Annotated in this window: 19 protein-coding genes; 16 read left to right on the top strand and 3 right to left on the bottom strand. The window is 61.6% G+C overall.

Annotated elements, in window-relative coordinates:
* Window positions 1-45 precede the first annotated feature (45 nt).
* From ACR1XU_RS12750 to ACR1XU_RS12685, 14 genes are all read left to right on the top strand, one after another.
* Entirely contained in the window at window positions 46-294 is a 249-nt protein-coding gene (locus ACR1XU_RS12750) for a DUF2484 family protein (protein WP_170677938.1), read from the top strand.
* Window positions 291-557 carry a DUF2484 family protein gene (locus tag ACR1XU_RS12745; protein ID WP_170677935.1) on the top strand — a complete coding sequence of 89 codons (267 nt, stop codon included), beginning with the start codon at window positions 291-293 and terminating at the stop codon, window positions 555-557. Before ACR1XU_RS12750 ends, ACR1XU_RS12745 begins: the two co-directional genes overlap by 4 nt.
* Before the next feature lie 24 nt (window positions 558-581).
* A complete protein-coding gene (locus ACR1XU_RS12740) occupies window positions 582-875 on the top strand; it encodes a hypothetical protein (protein ID WP_170615238.1) in 294 nt (97 codons plus the stop codon).
* A complete protein-coding gene (gene murB / locus ACR1XU_RS12735; RefSeq protein ID WP_480908062.1) occupies window positions 872-1,798 on the top strand; it encodes a UDP-N-acetylmuramate dehydrogenase in 927 nt (308 codons plus the stop codon). The genes ACR1XU_RS12740 and murB overlap by 4 nt, the downstream gene beginning before the upstream one ends.
* Window positions 1,799-1,902: 104 nt before the next feature.
* Window positions 1,903-2,823 carry a D-alanine--D-alanine ligase gene (locus tag ACR1XU_RS12730; RefSeq protein ID WP_480812222.1) on the top strand — a complete coding sequence of 307 codons (921 nt, stop codon included), beginning with the start codon at window positions 1,903-1,905 and terminating at the stop codon, window positions 2,821-2,823.
* Window positions 2,811-3,815 carry a cell division protein FtsQ/DivIB gene (locus tag ACR1XU_RS12725; protein ID WP_170806598.1) on the top strand — a complete coding sequence of 335 codons (1,005 nt, stop codon included), beginning with the start codon at window positions 2,811-2,813 and terminating at the stop codon, window positions 3,813-3,815. Before ACR1XU_RS12730 ends, ACR1XU_RS12725 begins: the two co-directional genes overlap by 13 nt.
* Window positions 3,816-3,823: 8 nt before the next feature.
* Window positions 3,824-5,158, top strand: coding sequence for a cell division protein FtsA (gene ftsA / locus ACR1XU_RS12720; RefSeq protein WP_170615246.1), 1,335 nt, complete (start codon window positions 3,824-3,826; stop codon window positions 5,156-5,158).
* Window positions 5,145-5,564 carry a hypothetical protein gene (locus ACR1XU_RS12715; protein ID WP_480908064.1) on the top strand — a complete coding sequence of 140 codons (420 nt, stop codon included), beginning with the start codon at window positions 5,145-5,147 and terminating at the stop codon, window positions 5,562-5,564. Before ftsA ends, ACR1XU_RS12715 begins: the two co-directional genes overlap by 14 nt.
* A gap of 98 nt (window positions 5,565-5,662) precedes the next feature.
* A complete protein-coding gene (locus ACR1XU_RS12710) occupies window positions 5,663-5,860 on the top strand; it encodes a hypothetical protein (protein WP_480915614.1) in 198 nt (65 codons plus the stop codon).
* Window positions 5,861-5,908: 48 nt separating this feature from the next.
* Window positions 5,909-7,525 (top strand): cell division protein FtsZ, encoded by a 1,617-nt coding sequence (ftsZ, locus tag ACR1XU_RS12705; RefSeq protein ID WP_170615248.1) that lies wholly within the window; start codon window positions 5,909-5,911, stop codon window positions 7,523-7,525.
* A 213-nt stretch (window positions 7,526-7,738) separates the two neighbouring features.
* The gene (gene lpxC / locus ACR1XU_RS12700) at window positions 7,739-8,659 is read left to right on the top strand and encodes a UDP-3-O-acyl-N-acetylglucosamine deacetylase (RefSeq protein ID WP_170806597.1); all 921 of its coding nucleotides are present in this window, start codon (window positions 7,739-7,741) and stop codon (window positions 8,657-8,659) included.
* A gap of 148 nt (window positions 8,660-8,807) precedes the next feature.
* Window positions 8,808-9,668: an outer membrane protein assembly factor BamD gene (locus ACR1XU_RS12695; protein WP_170615252.1), complete on the top strand. Its 861-nt coding sequence runs from the start codon at window positions 8,808-8,810 to the stop codon at window positions 9,666-9,668.
* Window positions 9,669-9,703: 35 nt separating this feature from the next.
* The gene (recN, locus tag ACR1XU_RS12690; RefSeq protein ID WP_480908067.1) at window positions 9,704-11,353 is read left to right on the top strand and encodes a DNA repair protein RecN; all 1,650 of its coding nucleotides are present in this window, start codon (window positions 9,704-9,706) and stop codon (window positions 11,351-11,353) included.
* A gap of 100 nt (window positions 11,354-11,453) precedes the next feature.
* Window positions 11,454-13,139, top strand: a complete 1,686-nt coding sequence (locus tag ACR1XU_RS12685) for a chloride channel protein (RefSeq protein ID WP_170615256.1) — start codon at window positions 11,454-11,456, stop codon at window positions 13,137-13,139.
* Window positions 13,140-13,188: 49 nt separating this feature from the next.
* Here ACR1XU_RS12685 and ACR1XU_RS12680 read toward each other — a convergent pair whose 3' ends face one another.
* Window positions 13,189-14,106, bottom strand: coding sequence for a LysR family transcriptional regulator (locus ACR1XU_RS12680; RefSeq protein ID WP_480908069.1), 918 nt, complete (start codon window positions 14,104-14,106; stop codon window positions 13,189-13,191).
* A gap of 137 nt (window positions 14,107-14,243) precedes the next feature.
* Here ACR1XU_RS12680 and ACR1XU_RS12675 point away from each other — a divergent pair, with 137 nt between their 5' ends.
* Both ACR1XU_RS12675 and ACR1XU_RS12670 read left to right on the top strand, forming a co-directional pair.
* Window positions 14,244-14,837, top strand: a complete 594-nt coding sequence (locus ACR1XU_RS12675; protein WP_480908071.1) for a sulfotransferase family protein — start codon at window positions 14,244-14,246, stop codon at window positions 14,835-14,837.
* Between the two features lie 214 nt (window positions 14,838-15,051).
* Window positions 15,052-15,870 carry a DUF2189 domain-containing protein gene (locus ACR1XU_RS12670; protein WP_480908073.1) on the top strand — a complete coding sequence of 273 codons (819 nt, stop codon included), beginning with the start codon at window positions 15,052-15,054 and terminating at the stop codon, window positions 15,868-15,870.
* Window positions 15,871-15,932: 62 nt separating this feature from the next.
* Here ACR1XU_RS12670 and ACR1XU_RS12665 read toward each other — a convergent pair whose 3' ends face one another.
* On the bottom strand, window positions 15,933-16,277 hold the full coding sequence (locus ACR1XU_RS12665) for a DUF427 domain-containing protein (protein ID WP_480908075.1): 345 nt from the start codon (window positions 16,275-16,277) through the stop codon (window positions 15,933-15,935).
* A 63-nt stretch (window positions 16,278-16,340) separates the two neighbouring features.
* Window positions 16,341-18,131 (bottom strand): aminopeptidase P family protein, encoded by a 1,791-nt coding sequence (locus ACR1XU_RS12660; protein ID WP_480908077.1) that lies wholly within the window; start codon window positions 18,129-18,131, stop codon window positions 16,341-16,343.
* Window positions 18,132-18,190: the final 59 nt, after the last annotated feature.

The following is an 18,190-nucleotide window of genomic DNA, read 5'->3' as shown; positions in this document are numbered from 1 at the left end:
GTGTGATATGCTGCGGGCGGCTTCCGCGCGTCCTTGGAGGGGCGAATGGATTATTCGATGATCTTCTCAGCGCTCTGGGTGATCTGCGCTACTATCGTGGCGTTGTTGCCGATGCGGCTGCAATTCCCTCCGGGTATCATTTTGCTGATCTGTGCGCCGGTGCTGATCGTTTGGCTGGGCTACGTACATGGCTGGCTTTGGTCGCTGCTGGCTTTGGGCGGTTTTGTCTCGATGTTCCGCAATCCGATCCGCTATTACTGGCGCAAATGGGTGCGCGGGGAGGTCATGGAATGAACTGGTCCATTGCTCTCGCCGCTCTCTGGGGGGTTGCCGCGAATGTGCTGGCGATGATCCCCAGCAAGGACAATCACTGGACCCGCGCCTATGTCCTGATTGCGCTGGGGATCCCGATTCTGGGATTTGTGACCTATCAGAATGGCCCATGGGTAGGTTTGATCGTACTGGCCGCTGGCATGTCGGTGCTGCGCTGGCCGGTGATTTATCTGACCCGTTGGACAAAGGCGAAAATGCAGGGCATGAAGGCGGCTGACGAATAACCGGCCAACTTCACGAGGTCCGCCATGGCGACGATCACCACATTTGCCTATCTGCCGCTCATTTCCCTTGTTCTTGGTGCCGCCGCAGGGTTCACCGCAGGCCGCTGGATTGGACTGCGCGGTCTGTTGTGGCTGATTGGGCTGGCGTCTGCCGCCGGGCTGGTGCTGATCGTGATGCTGGCCAGCGTTGGAACGGGCGAAGAAGAGCAGGCATTCGGTCCGCTCGTCTGGCTGACCGCCGGTGTGCTTCCGTTTCTATTCGCCGCGATCATGGGCGGGGTCGGCGGGCGCAGCCTGGCTGCGCGTGCGGCCGAATGACAACCCTCCCCGCGACCCGAGGCCGCCTGTCCGAGGCCCGTCCACTGGCCGATCTCACATGGCTTCGTGTCGGAGGACCGGCGGATTATCTGTTCCAGCCAGCCGACCTTGACGATCTGCAATCGTTCCTGCGCGACCTGCCGGCGCATGTTCCGGTGTTCCCGATGGGCGTCGGTTCGAACCTGATTGTCCGCGACGGCGGCTTGCGGGCCATGGTGATCCGGCTGGGGCGCGGCTTCAACGGCATCTCGGTCAAGGGAAACACTGTTACCGCGGGCGCGGCGGCACTGGACGCGCATGTGGCGCGCAAGGCGGCGGACGCGGGGGTCGACCTGACCTTCCTGCGAACCATCCCCGGCTCCATCGGTGGTGCGGTGCGAATGAACGCAGGCTGTTACGGCAACTACACGGCGGATGTACTGCGCAAGGCCACCATCGTGACTCGGCAGGGCAGTGTTGTGGACCTGTCGCCCGACCAACTGAACTTCCGCTACCGCCAGACAGATCTGCCCGAAGGCGCGGTTCTGGTCTCGGCCACGTTCGAAGGCCCCCCGGGCGATCCCGAGGACCTTCATGCGCGCATGGCGGCGCAGTTGCAAAAGCGCGACGAGACACAGCCCACCAAGGATCGCAGCGCCGGTTCCACTTTCCGCAACCCTGCCGGTTTCTCCTCCACAGGCCGGGCCGATGACGTCCACGACCTGAAGGCGTGGAAAGTGATCGATGATGCGGGCATGCGCGGCGCGACACGTGGCGGGGCGCAGATGAGTCCAAAGCACTCGAATTTCCTGATTAACACCGGCACCGCCACCGCCGCCGACCTCGAAGGACTGGGCGAGGAGGTGCGAAAAAAGGTTTACGAAACAAGCGGCATCACGCTAGAGTGGGAAATCATGCGGGTCGGTGATCCGCTGACAGAATAAAGCCCCATCCGTCAGACCATAGCAGGCAAATTCAGGCGGCGGATCAAAGGCATAAACAAGATACGGACCACCACATAAGGTCCGGGGACATTGAGGCGCACGAAGTGGGTAAGTCGAGCAGGACAAACCCCAAAGTGGCGGTATTGATGGGCGGCCCCTCGAAGGAACGCGAGGTCTCGCTCAGCAGCGGGCGCGAATGCGCAGCCGCCCTTAGGGAAGAAGGCTTTGAGGTGGTCGAACTGGACGCTGGTCCCGACCTTTACGCGCGTCTTCTGGATATCAAGCCTGATGTGGTTTTCAACGCCCTGCATGGCCGCTGGGGCGAGGATGGCTGTGTGCAGGGGATGCTGGAATGGATGCGTATCCCGTATACGCATTCCGGCGTTCTGGCTTCGGCCCTGGCCATGGACAAGCAGCGCAGCAAGGAAGCGTTCCGCGTCGAAGGCCTGCCCATCGCAGAAAGCATCATCGCCCCAAAGGTTGAGGTCGAAGCCGACCACGTCATGCCTGCGCCTTATGTGGTCAAACCCAACAACGAAGGCTCCAGTGTCGGTATCTATCTGGTGCACGAAGGCACCAACGGTCCCCCGAAACTGTCCGACGACATGCCGGATCAGGTGATGGTCGAGCAATATGTGGCGGGGCGCGAACTGACCGTGACCGTGATGGGCGACCGTGCCCTGACCGTGACCGAGATCATGACCGAAGGCTGGTACGACTACGACGCCAAGTACAAGCCCGGTGGCTCGTCGCACGAACTGCCTGCCAAGATTCCGGCTGACATTTTCGACATGTGCATGGACTATGCCGTCCGCGCCCATAAGGTGCTGGGGTGCAAGGGGGTCAGCCGCACCGACTTCCGCTGGGACGATGCACGGGGCGCGGATGGTCTGTTCCTGCTGGAAACCAATACCCAGCCCGGTATGACGCCGACCTCGCTCGCGCCAGAACAGGGCGCGCATCTGGGCATGAGTTTCGGCCAGTTTTGCGCCTGGATGGTGGAGGACGCCTCATGCGACCGTTGACCGCCACCCGCGCACCCGTGATCCATCGCAGCAAGCCTCTGGCCGGACCGGATGCCGATTTCGCCACTGCCGAGCCGACCCCTCAGGCAAAGCCGAAACTGCAACTGCGCGGCGCCCGGTTTTTTGGTCGCAACGCCCGCCGCTCCGATCCCGCGCCGTCGCGGCTCAGCTACCGGTTCCAGCGCTGGATGCTGACACCGGGCATCCGGCTGAGCGTTCGTCTGGGCCTGCCGGTTTGCGTTGTTGCGGCGGCGGTCGGGCTCTATTTCGCGTCCGAAGACCGGCGCGAAGCGCTCAGCACCTATATCGCCGACATCAAGACCTCGGTTCAGGAGCGCCCCGAATTCATGGTCAACCTGATGGCCATCGATGGTGCGGGGCCGGGCCTGTCCGACGACATCCGCGAAGTCGTGCCGTTGGACTTCCCGATCAGTTCCTGGGATCTGGATGTCGAACAGATGCGCGACACCATAACCGGACTGGACCCGGTGAAATCGGCCACCGTCCGCATTCGCCCGGGCGGCATTCTTCAGGTCGATGTGGTCGAGCGTCAGCCGGTCATCGTCTGGCGCACGCGCGACGGGATCGAATTGTTGGACGAAACTGGTGCCCATGTGGATCAGGTCGCCTCGCGCAAGGATCATGCGGATCTGCCGCTGATCGCGGGTCAGGGGGCGGATCGGCATGTCGGCGAAGCGCTGCGGATCCTGACCACGGCACGCAGCCTCGGTGACCGCGTGCGCGGACTGGTACGCATCGGTGAACGCCGCTGGGACCTGGTCCTGGATCGTGGCCAGCGCATCATGCTGCCAACCGACCGCCCGGTTCGCGCGCTCGAGCGGGTATTGGCGGTAAACGAGGTACAGGACCTTCTGGAACGCGATGTGGCCGTGGTCGACATGCGCCTCGGTCAGCGTCCGACCATCCGAATGACCAAAGCCGCCAGCGAAGACTGGTGGAATACAAAAGTGACAACGAGTAGCGGGCAGTAGCGACAATGATGACCGATCTTTATCAGTCCCAGCGGGCCATGCGGCAGATGCGCAGGCAAGCCATGCAAAGGGGCGTCATCGCCATTCTGGACGTGGGCAGTTCCAAGATCGCCTGTCTGGTGCTGCGATTTGACGGCACTGGCCGGCTGAGCGATGACAACAGCATCGGCTCATTGGCTGGGCAGACCGGGTTCCGTGTCATCGGCGCCGCGACGACCCGCTCGCGCGGGGTGCAGTTCGGCGAAGTCACTGCCATGCAGGAAACCGAACGCGCCATCCGCACTGCCTTGCAGGCGGCGCAGAAAATGGCCGACATTCGCGTTGATCACGTCATCGCCAGTTTCTCGGGCGCAAACCCGCGCTCCTACGGTCTGGACGCTCAGGTCGATCTGGAAGGTCAGCTTGTGACCGAAGCCGAGGTCGGACGTGTGCTGAACGCGTGCGACGTTCCCGATTACGGGGCCGGGCGCGAGGTTCTGCATGCCCAGCCGGTGAACTTCGCGCTGGACAACCGGTCCGGCCTGATCGACCCGCGGGGACAAATGGGGCAGAGCCTTGCGGTCGATATGCACATGCTGACCGTTGATGCGGTGGCGATCCAGAACATCGTGCGGTGCATCAAACGTTGCGACCTGGAATTGGCGGGGATAGCGAATTCAGCCTATGTCTCGGGCATCTCGGCGCTGGTCGAGGACGAGCAGGAACTGGGCGCGGCCTGTATCGACATGGGCGGCGGCACGACCAGCGTGTCGATCTTCATGAAGAAACACATGATCTATGCCGATTGCGTGCGCATGGGTGGTGATCACGTGACCTCGGACATTTCCATGGGCCTCGGCGTTCCAGCGGCAGTGGCCGAGCGGATCAAGACGTTCAATGGCGGCGTGCATGCCACAGGGGCCGATGACCGCGATCTGATCGATATCGGCGGCGATACCGGCGACTGGGAACATGACCGTCGCACCGTCAGCCGTGCTGAACTGATCGGCATAATGCGCCCAAGGGTCGAGGAAATTCTCGAAGAAGTCCGTGTGCGGCTGGATGCAGCCGGGTTCGAACACATGCCCAGCCAGCAGATCGTCCTGACCGGCGGCGGCAGCCAGATCATGGGGCTGGACGGCCTCGCCACCCGTATCCTGGGTCAGCGCGTCCGCCTTGGTCGCCCCTTGCGCGTTCACGGCCTGCCGCAATCGGCCACAGGGCCGAGCTTTTCGTCTGCTGTGGGCCTCAGCCTGTTCGCCGCCCATCCGCAGGACGAATGGTGGGATTTCGAGATCCCGGTCGACACCTACGCGGCGCGCCCCTTCAAACGCGCCGTGCGCTGGTTCCGTGACAACTGGTAGAAGGCTGCTTCGGTGGCTGATCGCCCCGTTGCTGTTGCCCGCCGGCGGGGTCGCTCAGACCGCCATCTCTCCCGACGCGTTTCTGGATGCGGTCATCGGCAAGACGGTCACGTTCTACGAGATCCGCAGCGGTCAGCTGGTCGGAACAGAGCAGTTTTTAAGTCGCAACACCTCGGTCTGGCGCGAGAATGGCCTGGGCTGCGTCTATGGTCAGATCACCACGCCAAACGGGCAGATCTGCTTCCTCTATGACAACGACACGGACGGGGTGCCAGTCTGTTGGTGGCCGTTTCTGCACCACGACCGGCTGCTGGTGCGCCTGGCCACCTTCGTCGGCGGTGAAATTCAGGAGGTCCGCCGAATAAGCGAGGATAGCCTCAACTGTCCAAGTGTCCCTGTCAGTTGAAAAATCGGCTTGCGGTGCCCGAGAATATCCCTCAAGATATCCACAAGGCCCGACAGAGGCCCGGCGGCAGGACCCGAGCAGGTACCCGCAAAACAAGAATGGACCCGATTGTGACGCATCTTCTGGCTGCGGCACGAATTGCGTATGCCTTGTGGCGCCTTGCGTCCGCTCCGCAACATCTGGCAGATCGCGCGAAATACCGCCTCTGGCTGCCTTATTTCCTCCATATTTTGTGGATTCCTGCGATTTTTGACGTGACGTTTGTGGATATGACCGGTAGAATTAAAGGCGGATAGGTAAGAAAAACACCGCTTTGGCGGGTTATAAGAACAGGCGGACAGAGCATGACATTGAATCTTTCGATGCCCGGGCACGACGAACTGAAGCCTCGGATCACAGTATTTGGCGTGGGCGGTGCAGGCGGCAATGCCGTCAATAACATGATTGAAAAACAGCTGGACGGCGTCGATTTCGTGGTCGCCAACACAGACGCGCAGGCCCTGCAGCAAAGTCAGTCCTCGGCGCGGGTGCAGCTGGGTGTGAAAGTCACCGAAGGTCTTGGGGCAGGGGCACGCCCGACCGTTGGCGCTGCGGCCGCCGAAGAGAGCATTGAGCAGATCGTCGATCATCTGGCCGGCGCGCATATGTGTTTCATCACCGCTGGCATGGGCGGTGGCACCGGGACAGGCGCGGCTCCGATCATCGCGCAGGCCGCGCGGGAGCTGGGTGTGCTGACCGTAGGCGTCGTAACCAAACCCTTCCAGTTCGAAGGTGCCAAGCGGATGCGTCAGGCTGAAGACGGTGTTGAGGCGCTGCAGAAGGTTGTCGATACGCTGATCATCATCCCGAACCAGAACCTGTTCCGTCTGGCCAATGAAAAGACGACCTTTACCGAGGCGTTCTCGATGGCTGACGACGTTCTGTATCAGGGCGTCAAAGGCGTGACCGACCTGATGGTCCGTCCGGGCCTGATCAACCTCGACTTTGCCGATGTTCGCGCCGTCATGGACGAGATGGGCAAAGCGATGATGGGGACCGGCGAGGCAACCGGCGAAGATCGCGCGGTACAGGCGGCCGAGAAGGCGATTGCCAACCCGCTGCTGGACGAAATCAGCCTCAAGGGTGCCAAGGGCGTGCTGATCAACATCACCGGTTCGCACGACCTGACCCTGTTCGAACTGGACGAAGCCGCCAACCGCATCCGCGAAGAAGTGGACCCCGAAGCCAACATCATCGTCGGTTCGACCCTCGATACCGCGATGGAAGGCGGCATGCGCGTATCCGTCGTGGCCACCGGGATCGATGCTACCGACAAGCAAGCCGAAATTCCGGTTGCGCGTCGTTCGATGTCGGCACCGCTGACCCGCACCGTTTCCGCGGAAGAGCAGGCACAGGAAGAAGCGCAGACCGTTGCCGCAGAACAGCAGGCACCTGCTGAGGTAAACCCCGAACCTTCGTTGTTCGAAGCGGCTGACGAGCCGGTGCAGTCCCAGCCTCAGTTCCAGCCGCAGGCAGAACAGGATGATGATGACCTGCCGCCGCCCGCCTATCAGCCGCGCGTGGCCGAGTTTGAACCGCAGCCCGAGGTTGCGGAACCTGCGCCGGAAAGCTTTGTCGCACCACGCGCCGCTGCTGCCGGCACTCCGTCCCCCGAGGCCCTGCAGCGACTGCAGGCAGCTGTTCAGAACGTGCCATCGGCAAAACAGCGCATGGCGGCAAGCCGCGCGGACGTCGAAGAAGCAGCCCCCGCACAGCGGGCGGAAGCTCATGACCGGCCCCGTTTCGGCTTCAACAGGCTGATCGACCGCATGACCGGTCATGCGGCCGATACACCCGCTCAACCGGCCCGCCAACAGCCGGTCATGCGCCAGGCTGACGCCACGGCACCTGCCCATGAAGAGGCTGATCCGGATCAGGAACGTATCGAAATTCCGGCCTTCCTGCGCCGTCAGGCCAACTGATCGCGGTAACAAAATGATGACAAAGGGTCGCCGTTTGGCGGCCCTTTTTCGTTTAAAATAAAGAGCTTATAGTAATGTAAGCAGGGTTTTGCCGATCTGTAACATCCATGTTTCAATCGGTTGCAAAGAGTGAGTTGAGCCTTATCGCCGGCTTCCTTAACTGAGTGTCCAACACAGCCCGAGCAGGCTGGACATCACTCACTGAGGTCAGTTTTGCAACACACGCTCAAATCATCGGTCACGTTTACAGGCACCGGGCTGCACAGCGGCAAGCCTGCGACGATGGTCCTGAAGCCGGCAGCCGCCGGTCACGGCATCTGGTTCAAGCGGACGGATATCGAATTGGGCAATGCGCTGATCCCGGCCATCTACGACATGGTGGACCGGACCCCGCTCTGCACCCGTCTGGTGAATGAGGCCGGCGTTTCCGTTTCAACCGTTGAACACATCATGGCGGCCCTTGCCGGTTGCGGCGTGCACAACGCGCTGGTCGAGATTGATGGTCCCGAAGTTCCGATCATGGACGGCTCGTCCATCGAATTCGTGCGTGGCATCATGGCCAAGGGCGTGCGCCGTCAGGCCAGCCCTGTTCTGGCTTACGAAGTGCTCAAACCGGTCACCGTCTCTCGCGAGGGCGCAAGCGCCTCGATCGCTCCGGCAAATGGGCTGATCATCGACTTCCACATCGATTTCGAAGATGACGCGATTGGCAACCAGACCAAGACGCTGGATATGCGCAATGGCTCGTTCGCGCGCGAACTCAGCGATTGCCGCACGTTCTGCCGCCGCACCGATGTCGAAGCCATGCGCGAAAACGGCCTGGCGCTGGGTGGTACGCTGGACAACGCAGTCGTTGTTCAGGGCACCGACGTTCTGACACCAGGCGGGTTCCGCCGCGCGGATGAGGCCGTACGCCACAAGATGCTGGATGCCCTGGGCGACCTGTATCTGGCAGGCGGTCCGATTCTGGGCCACTTCACCGGCGACAAGTCCGGTCATTCGATGACCAACACGCTGCTGCGCAAGCTGTTCGAGACGCCCGGCGCCGTGCGCCCCGTGCTGTGCACCCCCGAACAGGCGGCCCGACTGCCCGGTCAGGGCCTGATCTGGGCGGAAATCCCCGAAGTCGCCTGATCTGGGCGGTCCGCGAGATGCCGCGGATCAACACTGGCGACATTTCCGACAGAGAGCGTTAAAGACGTTTTGCACCGGAATTTTCTGTGCTAGACCATGGCACAATCCGGGTCAGAACCCGTTAAGCAAGACGACAAGGATGAGCGGAATGGTGGGCAGCAAAGCGGCAGTCAGGTTCGCAGGGGCGATTCTTCTGGCAGCAACTTTAGCAGCGTGCGGCAATGGCGGACTTTTCGGAAGAAGGGGCGCGGACCGCGACCAGAACCTGGAAGGCTTCACGCCCGAACAGATTTACACGCGCGGTGAATACGAACTGTCGCAGAACCGTTCTGACGATGCGGCGTGGTATTTCTCGGAAGTCGAGCGGCTCTATCCCTATTCTGACTGGGCCAAACGGTCGCTGATCATGCAGGCCTTCGCGTTCCATACCGACGAGAACTATGAAGAAAGCCGGGCGGCAGCTCAGCGGTATATCGATTTCTATCCCACGGACGAAGATGCCGCCTATGCCCAGTATCTGCTGGCGCTAAGCTACTATGACCAGATCGACGAAGTGGGCCGCGACCAGGGCCTGACCTTTCAGGCGCTGCAGGCGCTGCGCACGGTGATCGAGGTCTATCCGGACAGTGAATACGCCACCTCTGCGGTGCTGAAATTCGATCTCGCCTTCGACCATCTGGCCGGAAAAGAGATGGAGATCGGACGCTATTACCTGCGTCAGGATCATTTTGCAGCCGCCATCAACCGCTTCCGCGTTGTGGTCGAGGATTTTCAGACCACCTCGCATACCGCCGAAGCGCTGTATCGTCTGGTCGAGGCGTACCTGTCGTTGGGCCTGGTGGATGAGGCGCAGTCGGCCGGTGCGATCCTGGGCTACAACTACCAGTCCTCGGAATGGTACGACAGTGCTTATACCCTGCTGACTTCGCGCGGCCTCAAACTCAAGAGCCGTGGCAACAACTGGCTCAGCCAGGTTTACCGTCAATCGATCAAAGGGCAGTGGTTGTAATCGCCATGACCATAGGGTTGGGACAGTAGGACCCGATGCTACGCGCCCTTGATATTCGCGACATGCTGATCATCGACCGGCTGGAACTGACCTTCCAGCCGGGTCTCAATGCGCTGACCGGTGAAACCGGTGCGGGCAAGTCGATCCTGCTGGATTCGCTGGGCTTTGTTCTGGGCTGGCGCGGTCGCGCCGAACTGGTGCGGCAGGGGGCTACGCAGGGTGAAGTGCTGGCCGAGTTTGAACTGCCCGCCGATCATCCCGCCCATGCCGTTCTGGCCGAGGCCGGGCTGCCCGGCGGCGAAGAACTGATCCTGCGCCGCGTCAACACGGCCGAGGGCCGCAAAACCGCCTGGGTCAATGACCGCCGCTGCTCGGGCGAGGTGCTGCGTGCGCTGTCCGAGACATTGATCGAACTGCACGGCCAGCACGATGACCGCGGCCTGCTGAACCCGCGCGGGCATCGTGTTCTGCTGGACGACTATGCCGGGGCAGGGAACCAGCTTAGCGCCGTCCGAGCGGCCTGGTCACAGATGTCCCGCGCCCGCAAGGCGCTGACCGAGACCGAAGGCACGCTGGCCGCAATGCGCGCCGAAGAAGAGTTTCTGCGCCACGCCGTGTCGGAACTGGATCAGCTTGATCCTCAGCCGGGTGAAGATGCCGAATTAGACGCCCGCCGCCGCATGATGCAGGGGGCCGAACGGATCCGCGACGACGTGGCCCGTGCCTTTGCCCTGTTGGGAGGCGAGGGCGCCGAAGGCGCTTTGGCCGACGCGGTGCGCTGGCTTGAAGGTGTGTCGGACCATGCCGGCGGCCAGCTTGAAGAGCCCATCGCCGCACTCGGCCGCGCCATGATTGAACTGGGCGAAGCGCAGGATGGCGTCAACGCCTGCCTTCAGGCGCTGGATTTCGACCCGGCAGAACTGGAACAGACCGAGGAACGCCTGTTCGCCATTCGCGCGCTGGCCCGCAAACACGACGTCGCGCCTGACGATCTGGGCGCTTTCGCCGACACCCTGCGTGAGCGTCTGAACCGGCTGGACGCCGGAGATGCCGATCTCGCCGACAGGCGTGCCGCTGTCGAGGCCGCGCAGGCCGCCTACGATGCCGCTGCAGCCCAGCTCAGCTCCACGCGTCAGAATGCGGCAGGGCAACTCGACGCGGCCGTGATGGCTGAACTTGCACCGCTGAAAATGGAACGCGCGGTGTTTCGAACCGAAATCACACCAGCCGATCCCGGCCCCGAAGGCACCGATGCGGTGGCCTTCACCGTCGCCACCAATCCCGGCGCGCCCTCGGGACCGCTGAACAAGATCGCATCCGGCGGTGAACTCAGCCGCTTCCTGCTGGCGCTCAAGGTTTGCCTTAGCGGTGATGACAGCGCCCGCACAATGATCTTCGATGAAATCGACCGGGGTGTCGGCGGTGCCACTGCCGATGCCGTTGGCCGCCGTCTCGCCGCGCTGGCGCAGGGGGGGCAGGTGCTGGTCGTGACGCATTCGCCGCAGGTGGCCGCGCGGGCCGCGCATCACTGGCGTGTGCAGAAACAGGTTGCGGACGGGCAAACCCTGTCCACCGTCATCCCGCTGGCCGACCCGGATCGGGTGGATGAGATTGCCCGCATGGTCGCAGGCGACACCATAACGGACGAAGCCCGCGCCGCCGCACGCGCTTTGCTGCAGGCCTGAGACATATCTGCCGCTTTCCGGTTCTCAAACCGTCGCTATCCCACTTTTATAAGGACGCCCCGTGGCTTACTAATGAGGGAACGATGACCTCCGAGGGCAAATGACCCAGTCGACCCGCACCGTTCTGCGCAATCAGCTCAATCAGGCACTGGCCGCGATCAAGGATGCATGGCGGGTGATGCTCCGCCGGGGACCCAGCCAGATTCAGTTCTGGTTCATCGCCCTGGCCATCGGTATCGCAGCGGGTTTCATGGCGCTGGGATTCCGCAAGGCCATCGCTGCACTTCAGGCGTATATCTACAACACCGAAGATATCCTTCTGCTGCACAGCCATGTGGAAAAGCTGCCCTGGGTCCTGATCCTGATCACGCCGATCATCGGTGGCCTGGTTGTCGGCATCATCCTGCACATTTTCACCGATGACGGGCGTGTCCGGTCCGTGGCGGACGTGATGGAAGGTTCTGCCGTCACTGATGGGAGGGTCGAGATCAAGGCTGGGATCGCGTCTTTCCTCGCCTCGCTCATCACGCTCAGCTCAGGCGGCTCGACGGGTCGTGAAGGGCCGGTGGTTCACATGGCGGGCGTCATTTCAACATGGGTCAGCAACCGCATCCACGCGGACGGCATCACCGGTCGCGACCTGCTGGGCTGTGCCGTGGCCGCCGCCGTCTCAGCCAGCTTCAACGCCCCGATCGCAGGTGCGCTTTTTGCGCTCGAAGTGGTTCTGCGCCATTTCGCGGTCCATGCCTTCGCCCCTATCGTAATTGCCTCGGTCGCGGGGACAGTTATCAACCGTCTGGCCTATGGTGACGTCACCGAGTTTGTCCTGGAGACCCCCGGATCGCTGCAATTCTATGTGGAGTTGCCCGCGTTCCTGATCCTCGGGCTGATCTGTGGGTTCGTCTCGCTGCTGCTGATGCGCTCGATCTTCTTTGCCGAGGATATCGGCAACCACATTCAGACCCGCCTGTCTCTGCCGCGCTGGCTGCGGCCGGCGGTATCGGGGGCGATGCTGGGGCTGATGGCGATCTGGTTCCCACATATCATCGGTGTCGGGTACGAGACCACGATCCGCGCCCTGACCGGCGACCTGCTGCTGACCACCGCAATCCTGTTTGCCGTTCTCAAGACCGTTGCGGTCGCCATTACCATGGGCGGGCGCATGGGGGGCGGCGTATTCTCGCCCTCCCTGATGATCGGCGCGCTGACTGGGCTGGCTTTTGGCTTGATCGCCACCGGCTTGCTGCCGGACGTATCGGGGACCCACACGCTCTATGCTTTTGCCGGAATGGGTGCCGTGGCCGCCGCAGTTCTGGGGGCACCCATCTCGACCACGCTGATCGTGTTCGAACTGACCGGAGACTGGCAGATCGGCCTTGCGGTGATGGTCTCGGTTTCGATGTCCACCGCGCTGGCTTCGCGCCTGGTGGACCGGTCCTTCTTCCTGACTCAACTGGAGCGCCGCAACGTGCATCTGGCCGCCGGGCCGCAGGCCTACCTGCTGGCCATGTTGCGCGCTGGCGCCGTGATGCGACCGCTCGGAGATCCGCGCTCGATCACCAGGGATGAGGCGCAGGAGTTGATTGAACAGGGCTTCTGCATTCAGGCCAGCGCCACGCTTGAGGCTGCGATGCCCTATTTCGACCGCGGTGACATCCCCTGCATTCCGGTGGTTCTGATCGAAGATAACGGTGTCGAAACCCCGGTCGGCGCGCTTTATCACATAGATGCGCTCAAGGCGTATAACCGTGCGCTGGCGGCGACAGCGGCCGAGGAGCATTCGTAGCGAGGCCGAAGCCGACGCGTTGCACTGCGTCTTCTGAAACGGGAGCCGCTTAGCCGGTTGGCGCTTTCCTCGCTTCTTCCTTGATCACAGACCGGACCCAACGTGCCAGTTTCGACCGGTCGGTTGCAGCGGTCCAGTACATATGCTCTGCCATGCCCGTGTCAAAATCGAAAGGCCGCAGAGCAAGCCTGTCCCTGAACCGGTTGGCCATCCGTGACGGCAACGCGGCCAGCAGGTCGGTGCCCACGATGATTTCGCCAAAGGATATCGCATCACTGCTGACGATCGAACGTGGCAGGCTGATGCCCTGTTCGGCGGCATAGCGAACCGGCGCCTGCTGCCAGCCGGGGCGCGGTTCGAAATGGACGAAATTCATCTCCTTGATGTCGTCCAGCCCCAGGACCTCTTTCTTTGCCAGCGGGTGTGACGGATCCATCATACAGACATGCTGCTCGCGGTTCAGGTATTCTTCGCCGTAAATCCCGCTGTCCGACACTTTCTGCGGCCCGAGGTAGATATCGGCGCTGCCACTCAGCAACAAGTCGCTGGCAAGGCCGTAGTTATAGTTCAGGATCAGCCGGATCGCCGGTGCTTCGCGCCGGAGCCGTCGAACAACTTGCGGCAAAACAAGCAACGTTTCGTAACTGGTGATGTTGATCCGGATCTCTCCCACGGACTGCTTCGGATCGAATGCCTCATCGTCGCGAAACTGCTCGGCTTCTTCCAACATGTGCTCCACCCGGTCCATGAGCCGATGACAATGGTGCGTGGGTGCTATCCCCCCGCCTTGTTTGACGAACAGGGGATCCTGCGCTGCCTTTCTGACACGTTCGATCGTGTAACTGACCGAAGACGGGTTCATGCCCAGCTCGGCCGCGGCCTTTGCGAATGAGCGGTGCGTGTACACCAGCTTCAGCGTACGAAGCGCCGCGAAATCGAGCGAGAGTATTTCTGGCGCTGTGGACATCGGAACCCTGTCTGAGTGTGATTGAGAATTTCAATGCAATGAAACGGATTGATCTGATTGTTCAATCTGACACATCCGGACATCCTTAGGCAAGCAGACCCGTCACGGGATGCATTGCAACAGACCGGAGGATGAACATGACATTGAAAGTGATCGGAGCCGGATTTGGACGGACAGGAACGGAAAGCCTCAAGCGGGCGCTTGAAGCCCTTGGGCTCGGACCGACGCACCACATGTACGAGGTCATGGACAGCGAAACGCAGCGGGAACGCTGGATCGCTTTCGCAAACGGGGCAACACCCGACTGGCCCTCTCTGTTTGAAGGATACAACAGCGCCGTGGACTGGCCATCAGCCGCCTACTGGCGCGAAACGATGGCCTTCTACCCGGATGCCAAAGTGGTGCTGACCCACCGGCCCGCCGAAGACTGGTGGAACAGTTTCACCAATACGATTCAGACAGCGCTGCTAACGGGCACGGATGTCGGCGGTCTGGGAACCAGCGTGATAACCGAAGGGGTTTTCGGCGGAAACATCCAGGACAAGGCGCATGTTCTGTCTGTTTACGAGGACACGATCGCCAGTGTCCGAAACGAAGTGCCTGCTGAACGGCTTATCGACCTGCCGCTTGGCTCCGGTTGGGGTCCTTTGTGCAGGGGGCTGGGCTTGCCGGCACCCGACATGGACTATCCAAAAGGCAACACAAAGGCAGGGTTCCGGGCGGTCGCATAGCCTTCCCGAATAACGCAGGCCTTGGGAACCGGCGTACTCTTGACGCGAAGTTGGTGATTTTCCGCAGACCCTGCGAAGACTTGGCCACAATACTCGCTTCTTGCCCTTGTGCCCCACCTGATGCAAACTTGACCGCAAAGGAGGGATGTCTGTTTCTCCGTTGGGTCTGTTTGAAAGCGGACCAGAACGGTGCAGCTGCTTTGGGAGGAGTGTCATGACATCCAAGACTGCGGGTTCCACGCCACCGAACAATCTGACGCCGCCGCCGCAGGCCATGCCCAGGATCAACAAGGTCACTGCGGATGATATCACGGCGTCCCTGAAGGCCGGCTTTTCCGATTTTCTGGCCCGCCCCTTCATGAGTGGCTTTTTTGGCCTTTTCTATGCAGTCTTCGGCATCCTGTTTGTCTGGAGCCTGGTCTGGCTTGGCAAGATCTGGATGATCATTCCAGCGGTCGTCGGCTTCCCCCTGGTCGCGCCATTTGCTGCCGCCGGGCTGTATGAGATGTCCCGCCGGATGCAGAACGACGAGAGTTTCGGCTGGTCTGAAATCCTCACCGTCATGGCCAACCAGCGCAAGCGCGAAATGGGCTGGATGGCCTTTGTCACCCTGTTCATCTTCTGGGTGTGGATTTATCAGGTCCGTCTATGGCTGGCGATCATCCTTCAGAATGCATCTTTCTCGGATTTCGACGGGTTTCTGAACACCGTGTTCTTCACACCGCAGGGCTGGACTTTCCTGGCCGTTGGCACATGCGTCGGCGCATTTCTGTCGGCTGCCTTGTTCTCGGTGACCGTCATCGCCATGCCCATGCTGCTTGACCGGGAAACCAATTTCGTCTCTGCCATGATCACGTCCATTCGCGTCGTCACGGAAAATCCGTTGGTCATGCTTGGCTGGGCGGCGATCATCTCGGTCACTATGCTGTTGTCGCTTGTCCCGGCGTTTCTGGGACTGATCTTCACCCTGCCGATCCTTGGCCACACAACATGGCATCTCTATCAGCGGGCCGTGCAACCCGCCGAGGGATGATCGGGCCTGCCATCACTTGGTGCAACCGTCGGCTTCGACTGACTTCTCAACACCGGATGGTTCTACAACTGTTCGACCTTCACCGAATCCAGCGGATAGAACGCCAGATAGCCCTTGATTTCGGCCACCGCCGGGATCGGGTATTCATAGCTCCACGCGGCGTTTTGGGTTGTCGAGGATTTGTTGACGATCGAGAAATGCGTGGCGTCGCCTTTGTGCGGGCAGTGGGTGACTTTATCCGTCTGGTCCAGAAAGGCCATCGCGATATCGGAGCGTGGGAAATAAATCACCGGATCCAGATTCCCCTCAAGCAACTCCAGCGCACCCGTGGTTTCGCCCAGAATCGCGCCACCTGACCGGACGCTCCATTTTCCGGGCGCCTTGCGGATTGTTATGTGGTCGGTCATGTCTGCTCCTTATTTTGTCGCGTCAGGGCCTTTCCTCTGCCCAGTCTATGTAACAGCCGGATGTCACACCGGCGCGGTTGCGGCATCCAACCACAGTTGCGCGTCATGGCCCAGCCTTGGCCTGATTTTTTCCGCAACTTCGCGGTGATACTCGTTCAGCCATGCCCGTTCCTGCGGGGACAACATGTCGGCGACGATCAACCGGCGGTCAATGGGCACAAAGGTCAGCGTACGCCAGTTCAGCATCGCCCGTTCGGTATCACCACCGGGCAGCGAGGGGGCTTTGTCCACAACCACCAGATTCTCGATCCGGATACCAAAGGCACCTTCCCGGTAGTACCCCGGCTCATTTGACAGGATCATACCGGGTTCCAGCGCAACATGGCTGACCTTGGACAGGCGCTGAGGGCCTTCGTGCACACTCAGATACGCGCCGACGCCGTGGCCCACGCCGTGGTTGAAATCCTGCCCCGCGGACCACAGCGGCGCGCGCGCCACACATTCGATGTCGCGCCCGGACAGCCCGACGGGCCACCGCAGCATGGACATGGCAATCATGCCTTTCAACACGCGTGTGAAGCAGGCGCTTTCCTCGTCACCGGCGGTGCCGATCGCAACGGTTCGGGTGATGTCCGTGGTGCCGTCCAGATATTGCCCTCCGCTGTCCAGAACCAGAATATGGCCATCCTTCAACAGGCTGTCTGTCTCGGTGGTCACCCGGTAATGCATAACCGCGCCGTTTGGCCCGGTGCCCGCAATGGTGTCGAACGAGATATCCCGCAGTGCCGCGTCCCGCCTTCGGTTTTCCTCCAGCCGGGTGACGACCTGCGTTTCGGTCAGGCTGCCTGGGGGCTGCGCGTCCAACCAGCACAGCGTTTCGATCACCGCGACCGCATCGCGCAGATGGGCCTCGGCGCTGCCCGCGATTTCCGCAGCGTTCTTGCAGGCTTTGGGCAGGGCGCAGGGGTCGCCCCCCTCGGCCATCCTGTCGCCCAGAGCGTCCGCAACAATCTGCGGCAGTGTCGCCGGATCGACCTGCACCGAACCAGCCAGCCCGCTTATGGCCTGCAAAAACACATCCGGTTCGTGCTGGCGCACCCGCGGCCCCAAATGATCGGCAACATCGGACAGCTTTTTGGCGGCCATGAAAAGGTCCACTCCGCCATCGGCATGCAGAATCGCAAACCCGTGCGCCACCGGGTTGTACCCGATATCCGATCCCCGGATGTTCAGCAGCCACATGATCGAGTCCGGCAGCGTGATCACCGCAGCCGCATGTCCCGCCTTTTGCAGCGCTTCGGCCAGGCGGCTGATCTTGCTTTCGGCGGATTCACCCGCGAATTCAATCGGGTGCGCGCTAACCGGGTTCATCGGTGGCGCAGGCTGGTCCGCCCAGATTCGGTCCACCAGGTTCGGACAGGGGACCAGTTCGATACCGCTGCCTTGAAGATCCTTCTGCGTGCTCGTGATCTGACCCACACCATGCAGCCAGGGGTCAAACCCGACCTTGCCGCCCTGTGGCAGCTGTTCTTTCAGCCAGGCGGCCAACCCGATATCGGGCCAGGGAACCGGAGAATACACATCCGCGACCTGCGCCTTGACCTGCGTGCGATAGCGCCCGTCGATGAATACACCCGCCACGTTTTTCAGCGCGGCACAGAACCCGGCCGATCCGGTGAACCCGGTCAACCAGGCCAGACGCTCATCACGCGGCGCGACATATTCCCCCTGATGCGCATCCGCGCGGGGAATCAGAAATCCGTCCAGCCCTTCCTGAGCCATCTCGCCGCGCAAGGCCGCCAGCCTGGGCGGTCCCTGTTCCGGGCGGGCGGTCACTTCGAATGTCTGGAACATGGGGGCCTCTTGCTTATGTCTTGGTGCGGCGAAAAGTGGGGCGCGCGGCGGCAAATGTC

Source organism: Ruegeria sp. D1(2025) (assembly GCF_056536425.1).
Note: the sequence above shows the minus strand (reverse complement) of the source record. Positions and strands in the feature narration are given on the sequence as shown.

Bases quoted from the DNA above. Each gene is read 5' to 3' on its own strand.
- ACR1XU_RS12750 (WP_170677938.1), top strand. From the start codon at position 46: ATGGATTATTCGATGATCTTCTCAGCGCTCTGGGTGATCTGCGCTACT.
- ACR1XU_RS12745 (WP_170677935.1), top strand. From the start codon at position 291: ATGAACTGGTCCATTGCTCTCGCCGCTCTCTGGGGGGTTGCCGCGAAT.
- ACR1XU_RS12740 (WP_170615238.1), top strand. From the start codon at position 582: ATGGCGACGATCACCACATTTGCCTATCTGCCGCTCATTTCCCTTGTT.
- murB (WP_480908062.1), top strand. From the start codon at position 872: ATGACAACCCTCCCCGCGACCCGAGGCCGCCTGTCCGAGGCCCGTCCA.
- ACR1XU_RS12725 (WP_170806598.1), top strand. From the start codon at position 2,811: ATGCGACCGTTGACCGCCACCCGCGCACCCGTGATCCATCGCAGCAAG.
- ftsA (WP_170615246.1), top strand. From the start codon at position 3,824: ATGACCGATCTTTATCAGTCCCAGCGGGCCATGCGGCAGATGCGCAGG.
- ACR1XU_RS12710 (WP_480915614.1), top strand. From the start codon at position 5,663: ATGGACCCGATTGTGACGCATCTTCTGGCTGCGGCACGAATTGCGTAT.
- ftsZ (WP_170615248.1), top strand. From the start codon at position 5,909: ATGACATTGAATCTTTCGATGCCCGGGCACGACGAACTGAAGCCTCGG.
- ACR1XU_RS12695 (WP_170615252.1), top strand. From the start codon at position 8,808: ATGGTGGGCAGCAAAGCGGCAGTCAGGTTCGCAGGGGCGATTCTTCTG.
- recN (WP_480908067.1), top strand. From the start codon at position 9,704: ATGCTACGCGCCCTTGATATTCGCGACATGCTGATCATCGACCGGCTG.
- ACR1XU_RS12685 (WP_170615256.1), top strand. From the start codon at position 11,454: ATGACCCAGTCGACCCGCACCGTTCTGCGCAATCAGCTCAATCAGGCA.
- ACR1XU_RS12680 (WP_480908069.1), bottom strand. From the start codon at position 14,106: ATGTCCACAGCGCCAGAAATACTCTCGCTCGATTTCGCGGCGCTTCGT.
- ACR1XU_RS12675 (WP_480908071.1), top strand. From the start codon at position 14,244: ATGACATTGAAAGTGATCGGAGCCGGATTTGGACGGACAGGAACGGAA.
- ACR1XU_RS12670 (WP_480908073.1), top strand. From the start codon at position 15,052: ATGACATCCAAGACTGCGGGTTCCACGCCACCGAACAATCTGACGCCG.
- ACR1XU_RS12665 (WP_480908075.1), bottom strand. From the start codon at position 16,277: ATGACCGACCACATAACAATCCGCAAGGCGCCCGGAAAATGGAGCGTC.
- ACR1XU_RS12660 (WP_480908077.1), bottom strand. From the start codon at position 18,131: ATGTTCCAGACATTCGAAGTGACCGCCCGCCCGGAACAGGGACCGCCC.